This window comes from Pseudomonas sp. 1L-C-7-B-C1, assembly GCF_057291635.1.
Genome location: NZ_JBXAWH010000001.1, coordinates 177,428 through 193,769 on the forward strand (window position 1 = coordinate 177,428; position 16,342 = coordinate 193,769).

At 58.5% G+C, this 16,342-nt stretch carries 15 protein-coding genes; 9 read left to right on the forward strand and 6 right to left on the reverse strand.

Annotation, left to right across the window (positions count from 1 at the left end; genetic code table 11):
* Window positions 1-7: 7 nt before the first annotated feature.
* On the reverse strand, window positions 8-1,102 hold the full coding sequence (gene apbC, locus AC0Z8Z_RS00805) for an iron-sulfur cluster carrier protein ApbC (protein ID WP_485617409.1): 1,095 nt from the start codon (window positions 1,100-1,102) through the stop codon (window positions 8-10).
* Window positions 1,103-1,285: 183 nt separating this feature from the next.
* On the opposite strand from apbC, the gene metG reads away from it, so the two are divergent.
* From metG to AC0Z8Z_RS00825, 4 genes are all read left to right on the forward strand, one after another.
* The gene (metG, locus tag AC0Z8Z_RS00810) at window positions 1,286-3,334 is read left to right on the forward strand and encodes a methionine--tRNA ligase (RefSeq protein ID WP_172609425.1); all 2,049 of its coding nucleotides are present in this window, start codon (window positions 1,286-1,288) and stop codon (window positions 3,332-3,334) included.
* 67 nt (window positions 3,335-3,401) lie between these two features.
* Window positions 3,402-4,256, forward strand: a complete 855-nt coding sequence (gene rsxB / locus AC0Z8Z_RS00815) for an electron transport complex subunit RsxB (RefSeq protein WP_485617410.1) — start codon at window positions 3,402-3,404, stop codon at window positions 4,254-4,256.
* Complete coding sequence (gene nth / locus AC0Z8Z_RS00820; protein ID WP_485617411.1) at window positions 4,253-4,891, forward strand: endonuclease III; 639 nt, start codon at window positions 4,253-4,255, stop codon at window positions 4,889-4,891. The genes rsxB and nth overlap by 4 nt, the downstream gene beginning before the upstream one ends.
* A gap of 105 nt (window positions 4,892-4,996) precedes the next feature.
* Entirely contained in the window at window positions 4,997-5,179 is a 183-nt protein-coding gene (locus tag AC0Z8Z_RS00825) for a PA3496 family putative envelope integrity protein (protein ID WP_172609428.1), read from the forward strand.
* A gap of 101 nt (window positions 5,180-5,280) precedes the next feature.
* Here AC0Z8Z_RS00825 and AC0Z8Z_RS00830 read toward each other — a convergent pair whose 3' ends face one another.
* The gene (locus AC0Z8Z_RS00830; RefSeq protein ID WP_037012286.1) at window positions 5,281-5,907 is read right to left on the reverse strand and encodes a response regulator transcription factor; all 627 of its coding nucleotides are present in this window, start codon (window positions 5,905-5,907) and stop codon (window positions 5,281-5,283) included.
* A 1,147-nt stretch (window positions 5,908-7,054) separates the two neighbouring features.
* Between AC0Z8Z_RS00830 and AC0Z8Z_RS00835 the strand changes: the two genes are divergently transcribed.
* Window positions 7,055-7,609 carry a hypothetical protein gene (locus tag AC0Z8Z_RS00835; RefSeq protein WP_485617413.1) on the forward strand — a complete coding sequence of 185 codons (555 nt, stop codon included), beginning with the start codon at window positions 7,055-7,057 and terminating at the stop codon, window positions 7,607-7,609.
* Between the two features lie 169 nt (window positions 7,610-7,778).
* Here AC0Z8Z_RS00835 and AC0Z8Z_RS00840 read toward each other — a convergent pair whose 3' ends face one another.
* Window positions 7,779-8,996 (reverse strand): argininosuccinate synthase, encoded by a 1,218-nt coding sequence (locus tag AC0Z8Z_RS00840; protein ID WP_065992560.1) that lies wholly within the window; start codon window positions 8,994-8,996, stop codon window positions 7,779-7,781.
* Between the two features lie 130 nt (window positions 8,997-9,126).
* On the reverse strand, window positions 9,127-10,113 hold the full coding sequence (locus AC0Z8Z_RS00845; RefSeq protein ID WP_205486933.1) for a flagellar protein MotY: 987 nt from the start codon (window positions 10,111-10,113) through the stop codon (window positions 9,127-9,129).
* A 144-nt stretch (window positions 10,114-10,257) separates the two neighbouring features.
* Here AC0Z8Z_RS00845 and pyrC point away from each other — a divergent pair, with 144 nt between their 5' ends.
* From pyrC to bfr, 4 genes are all read left to right on the forward strand, one after another.
* A complete protein-coding gene (gene pyrC / locus AC0Z8Z_RS00850) occupies window positions 10,258-11,304 on the forward strand; it encodes a dihydroorotase (RefSeq protein ID WP_485617416.1) in 1,047 nt (348 codons plus the stop codon).
* Window positions 11,301-11,978: a ribonuclease T gene (rnt, locus tag AC0Z8Z_RS00855; protein ID WP_122536107.1), complete on the forward strand. Its 678-nt coding sequence runs from the start codon at window positions 11,301-11,303 to the stop codon at window positions 11,976-11,978. Before pyrC ends, rnt begins: the two co-directional genes overlap by 4 nt.
* A 770-nt stretch (window positions 11,979-12,748) precedes the next feature.
* On the forward strand, window positions 12,749-12,967 hold the full coding sequence (locus AC0Z8Z_RS00860; protein ID WP_065992556.1) for a bacterioferritin-associated ferredoxin: 219 nt from the start codon (window positions 12,749-12,751) through the stop codon (window positions 12,965-12,967).
* Window positions 12,968-13,167: 200 nt separating this feature from the next.
* Window positions 13,168-13,644, forward strand: coding sequence for a bacterioferritin (gene bfr, locus AC0Z8Z_RS00865; RefSeq protein WP_037012292.1), 477 nt, complete (start codon window positions 13,168-13,170; stop codon window positions 13,642-13,644).
* Window positions 13,645-13,721: 77 nt separating this feature from the next.
* On the opposite strand, the gene grxD is transcribed toward bfr, so the two are convergent.
* Together grxD and AC0Z8Z_RS00875 are read right to left on the reverse strand one after the other, a co-directional pair.
* The gene (gene grxD / locus AC0Z8Z_RS00870) at window positions 13,722-14,051 is read right to left on the reverse strand and encodes a Grx4 family monothiol glutaredoxin (RefSeq protein WP_122536106.1); all 330 of its coding nucleotides are present in this window, start codon (window positions 14,049-14,051) and stop codon (window positions 13,722-13,724) included.
* A 107-nt stretch (window positions 14,052-14,158) separates the two neighbouring features.
* Window positions 14,159-16,267 (reverse strand): molybdopterin oxidoreductase family protein, encoded by a 2,109-nt coding sequence (locus AC0Z8Z_RS00875; protein ID WP_485617418.1) that lies wholly within the window; start codon window positions 16,265-16,267, stop codon window positions 14,159-14,161.
* Between the last annotated feature and the right edge of the window lie 75 nt (window positions 16,268-16,342).

The following is a 16,342-nucleotide window of genomic DNA, read 5'->3' on the forward strand; positions in this document are numbered from 1 at the left end:
CAGCGGATCAGTCGTCGCTCACAGAGATGTTCGGCATCTGCGCAGACGCAGCTTCCTGCAACACGATACGCGCGCCGACATGACGCGCCAGCTCCTGATACACCATCGCAATCTGACTCTCGGGCTCGGCAATCGCCGTCGGCTTGCCGCCATCGGCCTGCTCGCGAATCAGCATGGACAACGGCAGCGAGGCCAAGAGCTCAACGCCATACTGCGTGGCCAACTTCTCCCCTCCACCTTCGCCAAACAGGTGCTCGGCGTGCCCGCAGTTCGAGCAGATGTGCACGGCCATGTTCTCAACGACACCCAGCACCGGGATGTTGACCTTGCGGAACATCTCCACGCCTTTCTTCGCGTCCAGCAACGCGAGGTCCTGCGGGGTTGTAACAATGACTGCGCCAGCAACCGGGACCTTCTGCGCGAGGGTCAGCTGGATATCTCCAGTGCCGGGCGGCATGTCGATGACCAGATAATCCAGATCATTCCAGGCGGTCTGGGTCACCAGTTGCAGCAGCGCACCCGACACCATAGGTCCTCTCCAGACCATCGGTGTGTTGTCGTCGGTCAGAAAAGCCATGGACATCACTTCGATGCCATGGGCCTCGATCGGCACGAACCACTTCTGGTCCTTGATCTTCGGACGGGTGCCTTCGGCAATGCCGAACATGACGCCCTGGCTCGGGCCGTAGATATCGGCATCAAGAATGCCCACCCGCGCGCCTTCTCGGGAAAGCGCCAACGCCAGGTTCGCCGCCGTCGTGGATTTACCGACGCCACCCTTGCCCGACGCAACGGCCACGATGTTCTTCACGTTGGCCAGGCCGGGGATCTGGCCGAGGGCTTTGTGAGAGTGAATCACGGACGTGATCTGGACGCTGGCCGATGCGACGCCATCCAGTCCTTCAATCGCCATCTGCAGCATCTGCGCCCAGCCGTTCTTGAACAGCGCGGCTGCGTAGCCCAGTTCCAGGTGGACACTCACGCGGTCGCCGTTGATCTCGATGGCGCGGACACACCCGGCGCTGACCGGGTCCTGATTCATGTAAGGATCGGTGTACTGGCGAAGGACGGCTTCCACCGTTGCGCGATTGACAGCGCTCATGGGTGACTCCCTATAAAGACTAACTAAAACAGGCGGCCATCCTACCTTGTATGCCCGATAAAGAACGCAACGACGTTTCCTTTCAAGCACATCGGCAGATTCCGACATGCAGCGCGGGATGAAAAAAAACGCTCAGGCCTTTATAGTGGCCGACCTCCGTTTCACTTCAAGTAGCCGAGCCCAATGTCCGAGCCACGCAAGATTCTCGTCACCAGCGCCCTGCCCTATGCCAATGGTTCCATTCACCTTGGCCACATGCTCGAGTACATCCAGACCGACATGTGGGTGCGCTTTCAAAAGCACCGCGGCAATCAGTGCATTTACGTGTGCGCGGATGACGCCCATGGCTCGGCCATCATGCTGCGCGCCGAGAAAGAAGGCATTACGCCCGAGCAGTTGATCGCCAACGTGCAGGCCGAGCACAGTGCCGACTTCGCTGACTTCCTGGTGGATTTCGACAACTTCCACTCGACCCATGCCGAAGAAAACCGTGAGCTGTCGAGCGAGATCTACAAACGCCTTCGCGACGCCGGCCACATAGCCACGCGCTCCGTGACGCAATATTTCGACCCGGAAAAGAAGATGTTCCTGGCCGACCGCTTCATCAAAGGCACCTGCCCGAAATGCGGTACCGAGGATCAGTACGGCGACAACTGCGAAAAGTGCGGCGCGACCTACGCCCCGACTGATCTGAAAGATCCGAAGTCGGCGATTTCCGGTGCTACGCCGGTGCTTCGGGACTCCAAGCATTTCTTCTTCGACCTGCCCGCGTTCGACGCCATGCTCAAAAGCTGGACGCGAAGCGGCACGCTGCAGGACGCCGTGGCGAACAAAATTGCCGAATGGCTCGATTCCGGGCTGCAGCAGTGGGACATCTCCCGCGATGCGCCGTATTTTGGCTTCGAAATCCCAGACGAGCCGGGCAAATATTTCTACGTGTGGCTGGATGCTCCCATCGGCTACATGGCGAGCTTCAAGAACCTCTGTGCGCGCCGTCCGGAACTGGACTTCGATGCGTTCTGGCGCAAGGACTCGACCACCGAGCTTTACCACTTCATCGGCAAAGACATCGTCAACTTCCATGCGCTGTTCTGGCCGGCCATGCTCGAAGGTTCGGGATTCCGTAAGCCTACAGGCATCAACGTGCACGGCTACCTGACCGTCAACGGCCAGAAGATGTCGAAATCCCGCGGCACCTTCATCAAGGCACGCACGTACCTTGAGCACCTGTCGCCGGAATACCTGCGTTACTACTACGCGGCCAAACTGGGCCGTGGCGTCGACGATCTCGACCTGAACCTTGAAGACTTTGTGCAGAAGGTTAACTCTGACCTGATCGGCAAGGTGGTAAACATCGCCAGCCGTTGCGCGGGGTTCATTCAGAAAGGCAACGCAGGGTTGCTGGTGGCCGGCAATGCCGAGCCCGAATTGACCGACGCTTTTCATGCTGCAGCGCCAAGCATTGCCGATGCCTACGAGGCGCGTGACTTTGCCCGTGCGATGCGCGAAATCATGGCGCTGGCGGACCGCGCCAATGCCTGGATCGCCGACAAGGCGCCCTGGTCGCTGGCCAAGCAGGAAGGTAAACAAGACGAGGTTCAGGCGATCTGCGCCCTGGGCATCAATCTGTTCCGCCAGTTGGTGATCTTTCTCAAGCCTGTGCTGCCGAACCTGGCCGCAGACGCCGAGCAGTTTCTCAACGTCCCGCCATTGACCTGGAATGATCACCAGACGCTGTTGAGCAATCATCAGCTCAACCCGTTCCAGCCGCTGATGACCCGCATCGACCCCGTTAAAGTGGAAGCCATGACCGACGCCTCGAAAGAAGACCTCGCCGCCAGCGCCACCGACACAGGCGCGGCGCCGCAGGGCAATGGTGAGCTGACGAAAGACCCGCTCTCCCCTGAGATCGACTTCGACGCCTTCGCGGCGATTGACCTGCGGGTCGCGCTGATCGAGAAAGCCGAGCACGTTGAAGGCGCCGACAAGCTGCTACGCCTGACGCTGGACATCGGCGACGAGAAGCGCAACGTCTTCTCCGGCATCAAGAGCGCCTACCCGAACCCGGCGGAGCTGGAGGGTCGATTGACCATGATGATCGCCAACCTGAAGCCGCGCAAAATGCGTTTTGGTATTTCCGAAGGCATGGTGATGGCCGCAGGTCCTGGCGGTGAAGAGATTTACCTGCTGAGCCCTGACAGCGGCGCCATCCCCGGTCAGCGCATCAAGTAACCCGACCCCAACCGTCACATTCTGCACGTTATCGACGGCCCGCCCGGGTCGTCGATCTGGTCCAAGCATGAGCCTGATTCAGCGCATCGACGCCCTGCTGCCGCAAACCCAATGCGGAAAGTGCGGCCATCCAGGCTGCCAGCCCTACGCCGAAGGCATTGCGAGCGGCGAAGCCATCAATAAGTGTCCACCCGGTGGCGACGAGACCATCGCGGCACTGGCTCGACTGCTGAACGTGCCGGTCCTGCAACTTGACATCGACAGAGGCAGCGCGCCAGCGCAGGTTGCGTTTATTCGAGAGGCCGAGTGTATCGGTTGCACCAAATGCATCCAGGCCTGTCCAGTGGACGCGATCGTCGGCGCTGCCAAACTGATGCACACCGTCATCATTGAAGAATGCACCGGATGCGACCTGTGCGTTGCGCCCTGTCCGGTCGACTGCATCGACATGCTGCCGCTGCCGACGACCTCGGTGCCGTTTATTGGTGATTGCGCGATGGATGAGGCGCAACAACTAGTCAGAGCCGTCAAACGCGCTCGGGCACGGCAACGCTTTGACGCGCGCTCGGCTCGCCTGCAGCGCGATGAACAGCGACGTCAGGTCGAGCGCCAGGCTCGCCAGTTGCGATCTGCCACCCCTACTGTTATCCAGCCAGACCCGGCGCAGGCCGCACTGGCGCGGCTTCGTTCCAGCCCTTCCAATGGCAGTGACGCGGCGTTGAAACGGGCCCGCGCCCAAGTCGCGATGAGCAGAGCCCAATTGCTGAAGTCGCTGAAAGCCTTTGGCCACCCGCCGATTGCCGAACAAGCCGCACAACTCGTGCAGTTGCAGCGCGGCCTCGACGAGGCAGAGCACGCGCTCGCTCAGTTGCAGGAACTGGCGCTCTCGGCACCGTCTTCTCAGGAAACGCCTACCCCATGAACGCCGTCAAACGCCTTGAGATCTTTCGTCGCCTGCACGAAGACAATCCCGATCCAAAAACGGAACTGGCCTACACCACGCCATTCGAGCTCCTGATCGCCGTGATTCTCTCGGCGCAAGCCACCGACGTCAGCGTCAACAAGGCTACGGCGCGTCTCTACCCGGTCGCCAATACGCCTCAGGCGATTTACGCGTTGGGTGTCGAGGGTTTGTCTGCATATATCAGGACCATTGGCCTTTACAACAGCAAGGCGCGAAACGTGATCGAAACGTGCCGTCTGCTGATTGAACGGCACGGAGGGGAAGTGCCGCAAAACCGAGAGGCCCTTGAAGCACTGCCCGGCGTAGGCCGCAAGACCGCCAACGTCGTCCTGAACACAGCGTTTCGCCAATTGGCAATGGCGGTCGACACGCATATCTTCCGGGTCAGCAACCGCACCGGCATTGCGCCTGGGAAGAATGTAGTGGAAGTTGAAACCAAGCTGATGAAATTCGTGCCCAGGGATTACCTCATGGATGCGCACCACTGGCTGATCCTTCACGGCCGTTATGTGTGCGTTGCACGCAAGCCCAGGTGTGGCAGTTGCAGAATCGAGGACCTTTGCGAGTACAAGGCCAAGACCTCTGACGATTGAACGATAGCGTCTCCGGGCTTTGATCGATTAAAAAAATCTTTTTTACCCAAGCGAGGTTTGTCGCTATAAGAGGCGCCAACGACTGTTCACGCCTGAGGCTGCATCATGAGCGATGAAAAAGACACCATCGAAGTCGACGACGACTTCGTGATCGAAGAGCCGGAGGAAGTCCCAGCCGTACCGGTAGAGACCGCCAAGACCAATCTGAGCAAGCGCCGCACCATCGATAACCTGCTGGAAGAGCGTCGGTTGCAGAGGCAGCTTGCAGACTACGATTTCGATTTCTGACTGTTTCTCGCCACGCTTGCCTGAAGGCCTCTCCTGCAGAGAGGCTGGGCAAAAAAAATCAAGCTGATAACGCACCTTCATCCAACGAAGTTCCACGGCCATCAAACCAGCCCGTTACGTTGCGCGAGCTCGATGAGGTCCACCAGCGAATGCGCATTGAGCTTGAGCAACAGACGCGTCTTGTAGGTGCTGACGGTCTTGTTGCTTAGAAACATGCCGTCGGCAATCTCCTTGTTGGTCTTGCCACGGGCCAACTGCTGCAACACCATCATTTCCCTTCCCGACAAGCGATCCACCATCTCCGCCTCGCTGGCATTGCCGAGACTGGAGCGCACCGTGTGCAGGGCTTGGTTGGGGAAGTAACTGTAACCGGACAACACGGCCTTGATGGCGCTGAGCAATTCGGTCAGATCCTGCTGCTTGCAGACATACCCCGCCGCACCTGCCTGCATGCAGCGCATTGAAAAATGCCCTGGCGCTTGAGAGGTCAGGATCAACACTTTGAAGGCCAGCGTCATGGCCGACAATCGGGCGATGACCTCCAGACCGTCGAGCTTGGGGATACCGATGTCCAGAATGACAATGTCCGGCAGGTGCTCCCGCGCCAGTTGTAACGCATCCACGCCGTTGTCCGTCTCGGCAATGACTTCGTAGCCATGGCGTTCCATCAACATGCGCACGGCGAGCCTAATGACAGGGTGATCATCCACGATCAACACTTTATTCATGAGCAGTCCATTCTTCGCTGTTCGAATTTTCAGAGCCCGCACAATAGCTTAGTCGTTTAGTGCTTTGCATGGCGCTCCTCCCTGCAGATCAGCAGGCAAAGACCTTTCTCACTCAACCAACAGAAAAATCCTACAAAACCTGCCCTATCCGCACTATTTTTAACGATGGTCAATACAGTCTCGGTACGTGACCGCATAATGTCCAAGACCGCAAGTGATAATTTTTGAAACCTGAGTTCGATGAGCATTTATGGCTATATAAATGGCGGTTGATGCGTCGAGTTGTCCTAAGGTCGATCGACGACCTGCTGGCACCGCCGCCCGGTTTGAACAGGCGCAAACCCATGGCTTACCGTGACGCTTGCGATAACAGGTACCTCTTTAACATTTTGCCTGGGGCCCATGGCTTACAACTCCTCACCTTGAGCGTTATGGCCTCAGCATATGCCCATCTGTCCGAGCTGCCAGCAAACAAAAATCATAAAATATTGCAGGCCATGAATAGGCTGGGCGAACGCACACACTTGGTTAAATGACAGACGGGCGCTTGACGAGTTTGATTACATATTAAAAGCTCGAAAGGACCTACGGCGCTTTCAGAAATTTCCGAACAACCAGGATTAACTTTCAACCCTTCACTCCGTGCTCACGGGATCAGGAATGGGAAAAAGCTACGCCACTTAACCGCCGCCGGATCAGTACCACCCAACAAACAGCGATTGCATTACACCACGCCTTTGGAACAAGGGGGGCTGCCCCGCCTCTCACGTAATACTATTCAGCCCACAACTTCCAGCACCCTCAAGTCATTCCAGAAAAATACTACATAACTAACGGATTATTATTACCGCCGAGAAAATTGCGTTAAGCGCTTAAAAAGCAAACCAGAGATTTTTAAGATTTTTACTTGCCAAATCTATTACCAGTCGTTACTTTTTGATGAGCGAATGGTTCTACCCGCCGTTAATTAGTGGCATTTATCACGATATAAAATTATTGCGCATATAAAGACTGATGCTTCATTAGGCAGCAGACCGGGCGCAGGCCACTCATCGGCATGAATAAGCCATTCAGTATTTAAACGCTGTTAAGCATGAACGTCCCGGCGGTAAAGGCTGTTTAGTTGATATGTTCAAAGGAACCTACCATGACCAAGAAAATAAAATACTCCATTGGCGCAAGCAGTGACCCTATCAAACTGGCGGAGGCGGTTGAGCGGTACGTTTCCCAGGGCGGCGTGATCAACGTCATCGCAGAAGGTGAGTCACGGGAGAGCGAGGCATCCAGACAAACCCGGGAGGCCGACCCGGAGGCTGAACTGTGCACAAAGGTCGATCTGCTCAAAGGGCTTGTGGCGAAGGGAGCCGGGGTTGCCGCGTTGCAATACTCGCTGCGCATGAACCAGAAGGACATCAAGCGCCTGGCGAGCGAGAACGGCCTGAAGATCCGCTATTGCCAACCTGTTCGCCGGTCACGTACGTCTCGGCAAAGAGAGCCCGCCACGATAAACGATGCTACTGCCGGACATGCCATGCATTACTCGGCTTTGGGCTATACCGTTCCGGAAATCGCTCAACTATTGGGCGTCGGGATACGCGATATCTGGGACATCGGCAAAGCCTACCGTTTTGAGTTTCGAACAACTTCCCAGGGGGAAATGGCTGAGAAAATCATCGACGACGAGACCGATTTACCAACATGACTCAGGAATAATAGAAAGCGAAAGCGCGTATTTCACCGTCCGTAAGCGCGGCAAATAATCGGCCGAAGTGGGATCAGGAAGGTTTGCAGGTGAACCACCAACAGCACACGGGTGGACGCTTAATGAGTGCAGCCCCGAAACAAGGGCTGCACTCCAGTCACGACAGCGATCAGAACAACTTGCGGCCCTTGTTCGCCGCAATACGCATGCGCAGCGCGTTGAGCTTGATGAAGCCCGCAGCGTCTGCCTGGTTGTACGCGCCGCCGTCTTCTTCGAACGTCGCGATGTTGGCATCGAACAGCGACTCGTCGGACTTGCGACCGGTCACGATTACATTGCCCTTATAAAGCTTCAAGCGCACGACGCCATTCACGTGGGCCTGCGACGCATCGATCATTTGCTGCAGCATCAGACGCTCAGGGCTCCACCAGTAACCGGTGTAGATCAGGCTGGCGTACTTGGGCATCAGCTCGTCTTTCAGGTGAGCGACTTCGCGGTCCAGGGTGATCGATTCGATCGCACGGTGACCACGCAGCATGATAGTGCCGCCCGGGGTCTCGTAGCAGCCGCGGGATTTCATACCGACGTAGCGGTTTTCGACGATGTCCAGACGACCGATGCCGTGCTCGCCGCCAATGCGGTTCAAGGTGGCGAGTACGGTGGCCGGAGTCATCTCAACGCCGTCCAGCGCCACGATGTCGCCGTTGCGGTAGGTCAGCTCCAGGTACTGCGGCTTGTCCGGCGCGTTTTCCGGCGACACTGTCCACCGCCACATGTCTTCTTCGTGCTCGGTCCAGGTGTCTTCCAGCACGCCGCCTTCATAGGAGATGTGCAGCAGGTTGGCGTCCATGGAGTACGGGGATTTTTTCTTGCCGTGACGCTCGATCGGGATGGCGTGCTTCTCGGCGTAGTCCATCAGCTTCTCGCGGGACAGCAGGTCCCACTCACGCCATGGCGCAATGACTTTCACACCAGGCTTGAGCGCATAAGCACCCAGTTCGAAGCGAACCTGGTCGTTGCCTTTGCCGGTGGCGCCGTGAGAAATGGCGTCAGCGCCAGTTTCGTTGGCGATTTCGATCAGTCGTTTGGCGATCAGGGGACGCGCGATGGAAGTACCCAGCAGGTACTCGCCTTCGTAGACGGTGTTGGCGCGGAACATCGGGAACACGAAATCACGCACGAATTCTTCGCGCAGGTCGTCGATGTAGATTTCCTTGACGCCCATGGCTTGCGCCTTGGCGCGTGCTGGCTCGACTTCTTCGCCCTGACCCAGGTCAGCGGTGAAGGTCACCACCTCGCAGTTGTACGTATCTTGCAGCCACTTGAGGATTACCGAAGTATCCAGGCCACCGGAATACGCGAGAACTACCTTGTTTACGTCCGCCATGCCATCACTCCAACGCGTTGTACGGAAAACCGACGAGTCTACCGATCACGCGCGGGAATTTACAGTGTCGCGACAGCTTCTGACGGCAAAGCGACAGATTCTGTCAGTCAGACGACTTTACCGCCCTTGGTCAAGAGGCCTTGGTGGGGGCCGCACTTGCCGCTGTAACAGGCGCAGCGCCAGGGGTTGGGGCTGCGGCAGGCGCAGGCACCGGGGCTGGTATCGGAGCAGGTGCAGCAGCCGGCGGCACGGCTGGAGTCTGCTGCGCCACACGCTCCAGGTGGATGTTCACTCGGCGGTTGCGCGCGCGGTTGGCGTTGTTGGTGTTAGGCGCCAGCGGGTACTGCTCGCCGTGGAAGCGCAGGGTGATCTGTTCTTCCGGGATGCCCTGGGCTTTAAGGTAGTCCATGACCGACAGCGCACGGCGCCGCGACAGATCACGGTTGGTCAACCGGTTGCCGCTGTTATCGGAGTGACCGTCCAGTTCGACGTGATTGACCGTCGGATCGGCCTTCATATAAGCCAGCACGGTGTCCAGCTTGCGCTTGGCGGACGCATCCAACTCGATGCCGCCGCCGGGGAAGCCGATCTCGGATTGCCGCACCTGTTCGAAATTCATCGGCAACAGCTTCGCCGTACACACTTGAAAATCGCCGTAGGCCTTGCTGAATTTGACCGGCAGCAGGCGGACTTCCATGGCGCCCCCGCCATCGCGCAGTGAGTGACGAATCACCGGACTGCGCCCTTCCATCAGGCCCGCGATCAATCGCGTGGCCTGGGCCTGATTGGTATTGAAAGGAATCTCGCCGCTGCTGACTTTTACCGCGCCAAGATTGAGATCGCTGCGCCCCGGCTGCCACGGCGCCGCGGCGGCAATCAACATGGCCGACCCGGATGCCAGACTGTAGCCATTTGCTTTCAAGCGAAACGTCGGCTGTTCGCCCGCGCGCCGCACGAACTCGCCCGCACCGAAATCGGCGATAGGTTGAGTCAGTCTGCATTCGAACTGATCGCCTTCCACCTTCCACTCAATATTCTCCAGACGCGTCTGGAAAGTGAGCGCCATGGCCGGCAGGCTGGCAAACGCGCTGAGCAGGGCTAGATATCGCTGGCGCACGGGAGGCTCCACTAAATTCACGTGTAACAAGATTTATGACTTACACGTGGCTATCGGTAACTTCCCGCAAAACTTGATAGCGAGTGCCTGGAGGAGTCTTTTCCGGTAGCATTCCCAGCGAGTTTGACCCGCCTGGAATCCCCAATGTCCGAACGCCTGACCCTCCTGCGCCCCGACGACTGGCACATCCATCTTCGAGATGGCGCTGTTTTGCCCCACACCGTCGCCGACGTAGCGCGCACTTTTGGCCGCGCGATCATCATGCCGAACCTCGTGCCGCCGGTACGCAACGCAGAGCAAGCAGACGCCTATCGTCAGCGCATCCTCGCCGCGCGCCCGCAAGGCAGCCGTTTCGAGCCGCTGATGGTGCTCTACCTCACCGACCTGACGCAGCCCGAAGAAATTCGCGCCGCGAAGGCCAGTGGTTTCGTCTACGCCGCCAAGTTGTACCCGGCAGGCGCCACTACTAATTCCGATTCGGGCGTGACCAGCGTCGACAAGATATTCCCGGTACTCGAGGCGATGGCCGAGGTAGGCCTGCCGCTGCTCATCCACGGCGAAGTGACCCGCGGCGACATCGACGTATTCGACCGCGAAAAGATTTTTATCGACGAGCACATGCGTCGTGTCGTCGAGCGTTTTCCGACGCTGAAAGTGGTGTTCGAACACATCACTACCGCGGATGCCGTGCAGTTCGTCAGTGAAGCGTCGGCCAATGTGGGCGCAACCATCACTGCCCACCATTTGCTGTACAACCGCAACCATATGCTGGTGGGCGGCATTCGCCCTCACTTCTATTGCCTGCCGATTCTCAAGCGCAATACCCACCAGGTCGCCCTGCTGGATGCCGCCACCAGCGGCAACAGCAAGTTCTTCCTCGGCACGGACTCCGCGCCCCATGCGCAGCACGCGAAAGAAGCGGCGTGCGGTTGCGCCGGCTGCTATACCGCGTTTGCCGCCATCGAGCTTTACGCCGAGGCATTCGAATCACGCAACGCGCTGGACAAACTGGAAGGTTTCGCCAGTCTGCACGGCCCGGCGTTCTATGGCCTGCCGACCAACACCGACACTATTACCCTGGTTCGTGACGAGTGGACGGCCCCGGCCAGCCTGCCGTTTGGCGAGCTTTCTGTCATCCCGCTGCGCGCCGGTGAAAAACTGCGCTGGCGTCTGCTGGAGCAACACGCGTGAGTGAAGAACATTATGAAGACGAGCAAGAAGGCTCCGGTGGCGGTACAGGGTCCCGGCACCCGATGGCTGCCCGTTTTCGCGGTTACCTGCCTGTGGTCGTTGACGTAGAAACAGGCGGATTCAACTGCGCCACCGATGCGTTGCTGGAAATCGCAGCGACGACGATTGGCATGGACGAGAAAGGCTTTGTCTTTCCGGACCACACGTATTTCTTCCGTGTTGAGCCCTTCGAAGGCGCCAATGTCGAAGCGGCGGCGCTGGAGTTCACCGGCATCAAGCTGGATCATCCGCTGCGCATGGCCGTGAGTGAAGAAACGGCGCTGACGGACATCTTCCGCGGCATCCGCAAGGCACTGAAGGCCAACGGCTGCAAGCGCGCCATTCTGGTCGGTCACAATGCCAGCTTCGACCTCGGCTTTCTCAACGCAGCGGTTGCGCGACTGGACATGAAACGTAACCCGTTTCACCCGTTCTCCAGCTTCGACACCGCTACGCTGGCGGGCCTGGCGTACGGTCAGACTGTTTTGGCCAAAGCCTGCCAGTCGGCGGACATTGATTTCGACGGTCGCGAGGCCCATTCGGCCCGTTACGACACCGAGAAAACCGCCGAGCTGTTCTGCGGCATCGTCAACCGCTGGAAAGAAATGGGCGGCTGGCACGACTTCAACGACTGAGTCGATGTCGCTGCGCAATGAATGAACCGGCCCAAGTGGCCGGTTTTTTTATGGGGTGGAAATCGAGAGGCAGTGATCGGCTCAAACTCCGTCAGTGCCCGGAGGGGCCCCTTCCCGGCTGAAGCCGGCCCCACTAAAAGCAGCACGTGCATTCAGCGGCACCGGCTACAGGTGACGCGGAGCGTCACAGGATGCATGCCCACGCAGAGCGCGGGAACGATCAAACGACGTTCAGCGTCCCGACTGGCCCCTTCCCGGCTAAAGCCGGTCCCACTAAAAAGCACGTCGCGTACAACCCGTGGGATTGGCTTCAGTCGGGAAGCTCTTGATCTGCTTTAAAAGCGCTTTTGATCTTCTCATACAAAAGGCTCAGTCACCGCAGAACGCGACTTGGGTGCAGGCTGAACGCAGGTTTCGCGCAGTGGGTCGAGCCGCATGGATGCGGCGAGAGCGCCGTCAGGACATGGATGTCCGTTCGGCGCGGGCCCACGGAGCGAGACCGGAGTGAAGGAACCCGACGAAGTCGGGCCCAACCGAGAGCAAGCACCCTTGGTTACTTGGGGTGCTTTTCCAAGTAACTCGCCGAAGGCGAAACGTTCTGCCGTTAGGCAGAACCTATATTGGCCTCACTGCGCACTCAGAACGAGCATTGGAACTCAGCTGACCACTCATCGGTAGCCACGCCAACAAGCCTGAGTAGTTTTGACAAGCATTCTCATTAACATTAGTATCCCTCGCATTGAGCCAATCACTCAGCGACGGTTTCTTATATGTATGTCTGCCTCTGCCAAGGTGTTACCGACGGACAAATCCGTGAAGCAATCATGGAAGGATGCTGCAGCTATCGTGACGTCCGCGAGACCCTGGGGGTCGCCAGCAAGTGTGGGAAATGTGCCTGCCTGGCGAAGGAAGTGGTGCGTGAAACCCTCACCGAGCTGCAAACCAGCCATGCCGCCCTCGCCTATCCCGCAGAATTTTCAGCGGCCTGAATAACCGCTTTCAAACAAAACCGGACAGTGTCCGGTTTTTTTATGCCTTTAATTCAATCGCTTAGCAACAAGATGCGGAACACAAACATTCTTATTACTATTTATTTTCACTTATTATTCAATAACTTAGGTTTGACAGAGTTATAGAGGGGGCTCAGACTTGCCGCCTGTATTACCTATACCTTCGACAGGACCCGATCATGAAAGGCGACATCACAGTCATCCAGCATCTCAACAAGATCCTCGGTAACGAGCTGGTCGCGATCAATCAATACTTCCTGCATGCGCGCATGTATGAGGACTGGGGCCTGAACAAGTTGGGCAAACACGAGTACCACGAATCCATCGACGAGATGAAACACGCTGACAAACTGATCAAGCGCATCCTGTTTCTGGAAGGCCTCCCGAACCTCCAGGACCTGGGCAAGATCCTGATCGGTGAACACACCAAGGAAATGCTCGAGTGTGACCTGCGCATCGAGCGCAAGGGCCACGCCGACCTTAAAGCCGCGATCGCGCACTGCGAAACCGTGGGTGACTTCGGCAGCCGCGAGATGCTGGAAGACATTCTGGAATCGGAAGAAGAGCACATCGACTGGCTGGAAACCCAGCTGGGCCTGATCGACAAGGTCGGCATCGAGAACTACCTGCAATCGCAGATGGGCGAAGAGGGCTGATTCCAGCCCCCAGCACCGCCCAAATAAAAAGCCCCGCGTCTCGGCAGAGAGCGGGGCTTTTTTACGACTGCCGAAAATCAGGCAGTGGCGTTTTTCGCAACAGCGGCTTTCACCAGTTCCTGCAGGGAACCGTCAGCCTGCATTTCAGTGATGATGTCGCTACCGCCGACCAGCTCACCACCGACCCACAGCTGCGGGAAAGTCGGCCAGTTGGCGTACTTCGGCAGGTTGGCACGGATTTCCGGGTTCTGCAGGATATCGACGTACGCGAACTTTTCGCCACACGCCATCAGTGCCTGAGAAGCCTTGGCCGAGAAGCCGCACTGCGGGGCGTTCGGAGCGCCTTTCATGTAAAGCAGAACGGTGTTGTTGGCAATCTGGTCTTTAATCGTTTCGATAATATCCATGGAGCACCTCGGCTAAACTTTACGACTGTATGTGTCGACACGGTGGCGCATTCTAAACGATTCCCGAGCATAACGCTCGGTCTTGGCCTTGAACGCCCCAATGACCGTTATGCCGCCGCAACCGTAACCGGCACCCCGTTCAACACTGCGTTCCCGGAAATCCCGTCCAGCGCCCGCTCGTCAGTCAGGTCATTCGCGCTCTCACCGGGCTGGGCCGTCGCAATGTCCATTTTCACGCCCGGACGACCGTGGCCCCAGCCATGGGGCAGGCTGACAACCCCGCGCATCATGTCGGCGCTGCCCATGACTTCGACCTCGATTACGCCGACCCGCGAGCTGACCCTGACCCGCTGACCGTCAATCAACCCTCGGCTGAGCAAGTCGTCGGGGTGCATCAACAACTGATGGCGCGGCTTGCCCTTCACCAGGCGATGGAAGTTGTGCATCCACGAATTATTGCTGCGCACATGGCGCCTGCCGATGAGCATGAGGCCATCGGCCTGAGCCTCGGGCTGCGCGGCAAAACGGGCCAAGTCTGCCAGAATAACTGGCGGCGCGGCCTGCACGCGCTGGTTCGCAGTCTTGAGGCGCGCAGCGAGGTTGGGCTTGAGCGGCCCGAGGTCCAGACCGTGGGGATACTGCGCCAGCGTCTCCAGCGACAGCTTCAGCGGGGAGGCATCACCGTACAACCCGGCACGCAAACCGCGATCGACCATCTGCGCCGGCGGCATCGTCGGTTTGAGGTCGCGGCCGGTTTTCAGCGCAAACGCCTGGGCGAGGCAGACAAAGATTTCCCAGTCGTGCAGCGCGCCCTCGGGTTTGGCGAGGATCGCGCGGTTGAAACGGGTGACGTTGCGCACGGCGAACATATTGAACGTGGTGTCGTAGTGGTCGTTTTCCAGCGCGGAGGTCGACGGCAGGATCAGGTCTGCGTGCCGCGTGGTTTCGTTGATGTACAAGTCGACGCTGACCATGAACTCCAGCCCCTCGAGCGCGGTGTCAAGCTGACGGCCGTTGGGCGTCGACAGTACCGGGTTGCCCGCGACCGTAATCAGCGCCTTGATCTGCCCCTCCCCCGAGGTCAGCATTTCCTCGGCCAGCGCAGAAACCGGCAGCTCGCCGCCGTACTCCGGCAGTTGCGAGACGCGGCTGTGCCAGCGATTGAAGCTGCCTCCAGAGGTCGAAGCCACCAGATCCAGCGCGGGCTCGGTACACAGCGCACCGCCTGCACGGTCAAGATTGCCGGTGACCAGATTGATCAGCTGCACCAGCCAGTGGCATAGCGTCCCGAACGCCTGGGTGGAAATACCCATACGCCCGTAACACACGCCGCTTTTGGCAGCGGCAAAGTCCCGCGCGAGCTGCCTGATTTGCTCTGCAGGCACCCCGCATCGAGGACTCATGGCGTCAGCGTTCATCTGGCTGACTGCCGCGCGAACGTCCTCCAGGCCATCAACGGCAAGATGGCTTTCGCGGGTCAGGCCTTCCTCAAACAGGGTGTGCAGCAAGCCGAACAGCAACGCCGCATCGCCCCCGGGACGGATGAACAGGTGCTGATCAGCAATGGCGGCGGTCTCGCTGCGGCGCGGATCGACCACCACGACTTTACCGCCGCGGGCCTGAATCGCTTTCAGACGCTTCTCGACATCCGGCACGGTCATGATGCTGCCGTTGGACGCCAGTGGATTGCCGCCGAGGATGAGCATGAAATCGGTGTGGTCAATGTCGGCGATGGGCAGCAGCAGGCCGTGGCCGTACATCAAATGACTCGTCAGGTGGTGCGGCAGTTGGTCCACGGACGTTGCGGAATAGCGGTTACGGGTTTTCAGCAGCCCGAGAAAATAATTGCTGTGGGTCATCAGCCCATAGTTATGCACGCTGGGATTGCCTTGATACACCGCCACCGCGTTCTGCCCGTGACGCGCCTGAATATCGGCCAGGCGCTCTGCGACCAGGTCAAACGCATCCCGCCACTCGATCGGCTGCCAGTCGTTGCCAATGCGCTGCATGGGCTGGCGAAGGCGATCGGGGTCGTTCTGGATATCCTGCAGCGCGACGGCTTTGGGACAGATATGCCCGCGACTGAACGTGTCCTGCGCATCGCCCTTGATCGAGGTGATCAGGAGGGTGGCATCGTCCTGCAGGGTGGTTTCGAGGGTGAGGCCGCAAATCGCCTCGCACAGGTGACAGGCACGGTGGTGGAGAGTCTTGGTCATCGCCAGCCTCAAGTTTTTATAGGGCGATCAACCTGATCGCGGGTACAAAACTATGGGACTTGGGTGGGTGATGCG

Bases quoted from the DNA above. Each gene is read 5' to 3' on its own strand.
- apbC (WP_485617409.1), bottom strand. From the start codon at position 1,102: ATGAGCGCTGTCAATCGCGCAACGGTGGAAGCCGTCCTTCGCCAGTAC.
- metG (WP_172609425.1), top strand. From the start codon at position 1,286: ATGTCCGAGCCACGCAAGATTCTCGTCACCAGCGCCCTGCCCTATGCC.
- rsxB (WP_485617410.1), top strand. From the start codon at position 3,402: ATGAGCCTGATTCAGCGCATCGACGCCCTGCTGCCGCAAACCCAATGC.
- nth (WP_485617411.1), top strand. From the start codon at position 4,253: ATGAACGCCGTCAAACGCCTTGAGATCTTTCGTCGCCTGCACGAAGAC.
- AC0Z8Z_RS00825 (WP_172609428.1), top strand. From the start codon at position 4,997: ATGAGCGATGAAAAAGACACCATCGAAGTCGACGACGACTTCGTGATC.
- AC0Z8Z_RS00830 (WP_037012286.1), bottom strand. From the start codon at position 5,907: ATGAATAAAGTGTTGATCGTGGATGATCACCCTGTCATTAGGCTCGCC.
- AC0Z8Z_RS00835 (WP_485617413.1), top strand. From the start codon at position 7,055: ATGACCAAGAAAATAAAATACTCCATTGGCGCAAGCAGTGACCCTATC.
- AC0Z8Z_RS00840 (WP_065992560.1), bottom strand. From the start codon at position 8,996: ATGGCGGACGTAAACAAGGTAGTTCTCGCGTATTCCGGTGGCCTGGAT.
- pyrC (WP_485617416.1), top strand. From the start codon at position 10,258: ATGTCCGAACGCCTGACCCTCCTGCGCCCCGACGACTGGCACATCCAT.
- AC0Z8Z_RS00860 (WP_065992556.1), top strand. From the start codon at position 12,749: ATGTATGTCTGCCTCTGCCAAGGTGTTACCGACGGACAAATCCGTGAA.
- bfr (WP_037012292.1), top strand. From the start codon at position 13,168: ATGAAAGGCGACATCACAGTCATCCAGCATCTCAACAAGATCCTCGGT.
- grxD (WP_122536106.1), bottom strand. From the start codon at position 14,051: ATGGATATTATCGAAACGATTAAAGACCAGATTGCCAACAACACCGTT.
- AC0Z8Z_RS00875 (WP_485617418.1), bottom strand. From the start codon at position 16,267: ATGACCAAGACTCTCCACCACCGTGCCTGTCACCTGTGCGAGGCGATT.